This window comes from Mangrovibacterium sp., from assembly GCF_059905295.1.
This window is the reverse complement of record NZ_JBZQJF010000296.1, coordinates 1-2,189: the sequence shown is the minus strand read 5'-3', so window position 1 is coordinate 2,189 and position 2,189 is coordinate 1. Positions and strand designations below refer to the sequence as shown.

The following is a 2,189-nucleotide window of genomic DNA, read 5'->3' as shown; positions in this document are numbered from 1 at the left end:
GGCAAGCAGACAGGGAAGATTTTTAAGAAAGCTCTAATAAGCATAGCTCATTGACAGACTGAAACAGAAGTTTGGACTGCCTGTAAAGCTTGCTGTTGAGAAATTACCATGGCGCTTTACAAAAGCGCACCAGCGGGGGGAGTTGTTTTATGTCCCAGCGGGACTTTATTTGGGTAGTCAGTAATTAGGATGGGCAGTCTTGTCCCGTACGGGACAAAATTAGTGATGGCTGGCTGTTTCTACCCAAATTCAATGCCTCCGGCATTTAGTCCCCTACCTGTATAAGCGCAGCGGTAACGACGAGTCAAGTTGTCTGGCGTTTGTAACGACAATTACATGAAAGGGCACGCTATACAAGCACGCCAGCAAGTGAAGTGTTTTAGGGATCGGATCTCTTAACAAGATCGGATCCCCGGGCATATCGCAAAGCTCCTCCTCCCCTAGCAACCACATGATACTATTGGCCTACAGCAAGTCACTGAATTTCGCAAAGGGTACTGCACGGCATATTTTAAGGCAATTTTAAGAATTGGCAAAGATCTCATTAAGGATCACAACTGTTTATTTGCCTTATAAAACATTAAAAAAGAATATCATGATTGACTTAACACATCTTCACCCTATGATTGTCCACTTTCCTATTGCCCTCCTTATCGTTGGCTTCATAACGGACTTAGTCAGTTTATTTCTGAAACAGGATTTTTGGGAAAAAGCTGGTTTATATTTACTAATTTTAGGAGCATTAGGAACCATTGCGGCACTGCTAAGCGGCGAACAAGCAGGGAGTGGTATTGCAGAACAAGGACTGCTGAAACAAGCCATTGAACAACACGAAGGGGCCGCCGATCTCGCAGTATGGTTAATTTCTGCAACAGCGATCATTCGTATTGCACTGATTTTATGGAAGAAATATACCGGAGCCTTTAAGATTGCTGCATTAATCTTGTTCTTTTTAAGTGTTGGAGCAATTGCACGGACAGGCTATTACGGTGGAAAACTGGTTTACGAACATGCTGCCGGCGTTGAGCTTAACCTTGGTTTCAATTTTGGTTCCTCATTGGAACAATGATACTGATGACTACAACATATGCGAATACTAGTTATTGAAGATGAACCCGGAATCCTTTCATTTATCAAAGAAGGACTGAAAGAAGAAGGCTTTGCTGTTGATGGAGCTGCCGATGGAACTACGGGACTAGAGATGGCCCTGGTTAACGATGGTGAATATGATTTACTATTGGTCGATTGGATGCTTCCGGGGGTAAGTGGGATCGAAATTTGTCGTCAGGTTCGAAAGAACAAGTCACAGGTGCCTATTATCTTTTTAACAGCCCGCGATACGGTTCAGGATACTGTTTTTGCCTTGGAAATGGGGGCAAACGACTATATCCGGAAACCGTTTTCTTTTGAAGAGTTACTGGCAAGGATCAGGGTACAACTACGCAGTAAAAACGAAGAGAGCAATCAGCTCCTCCATGAAGATGTGGTCATGGATCTCAATAAACATCAGGTTTTTATTGCCAACACAGAGGTTGTATTGACCCAGAAAGAATTCTCGTTACTGGAATTCCTGATGCGCAATATTGGAAAGGTATGCTCCCGGACAAGCATCATTGAGCATGTTTGGGATATTCATTTCGATTACGACACCTCGGTAATTGATGTGTATATCAATGCCCTTCGAAAGAAACTGGATGACGATAAAGACAAACGCCTGATTCGCACAATTCGGGGAGTTGGTTACATTATTAGTAATGAATGAAAACACATAGCTTTAGCAAACGGATTGCACTCAACTTTATGGCAACAACGGCAATCCTCATTATTCTTATTTTTTCGTCGATTTACCTGGTCGTTTTTCGAACGGTGTATCAGCATCTGGACAACGATCTGGAAGCAGAATACCAGGAAATATCCAACAGCATCGTCATTCTGGACAATCAACTGATTTTTGCCAACAAGGGCGAGTGGAATGAACCTGAGCATGCTCAAATCGAAGTTAATCCAACTTTCATTCAGGTAACAGATACTACAGGACAAGTTCTAAAGCGTTCAGCCAATCTGCGACAAAGTGAACTGTCAATTCTGAAGAATGAGGAACAAAAATCCTTTTTTGATTCGAAGCTTTCCGGCAGCGGAGTTCGGCAACTTCAGGTTGTTTTGAAAGACGAAAATAATCGAAAAGCCGG

General features: G+C 42.7%; 3 protein-coding genes. All 3 read left to right on the top strand.

The features are described 5' to 3' along the window. Nucleotides 1-595 precede the first annotated feature (595 nt). Nucleotides 596-1,069 (top strand): DUF2231 domain-containing protein, encoded by a 474-nt coding sequence (locus AC37HE_RS14975; RefSeq protein ID WP_500783664.1) that lies wholly within the window; start codon nucleotides 596-598, stop codon nucleotides 1,067-1,069. Between the two features lie 18 nt (nucleotides 1,070-1,087). Beyond that, on the top strand, nucleotides 1,088-1,762 hold the full coding sequence (locus AC37HE_RS14970) for a response regulator transcription factor (protein ID WP_500783663.1): 675 nt from the start codon (nucleotides 1,088-1,090) through the stop codon (nucleotides 1,760-1,762). Then, a partial coding sequence (locus AC37HE_RS14965; protein ID WP_500783662.1) for a sensor histidine kinase N-terminal domain-containing protein occupies nucleotides 1,759-2,189 on the top strand: 431 nt, incomplete at its 3' end. The genes AC37HE_RS14970 and AC37HE_RS14965, both read left to right, overlap by 4 nt.

Coding starts and splice junctions, on each gene's coding strand:
- AC37HE_RS14970 (WP_500783663.1), top strand. CDS start 1,088: ATGCGAATACTAGTTATTGAAGATGAACCCGGAATCCTTTCATTTATC.
- AC37HE_RS14975 (WP_500783664.1), top strand. CDS start 596: ATGATTGACTTAACACATCTTCACCCTATGATTGTCCACTTTCCTATT.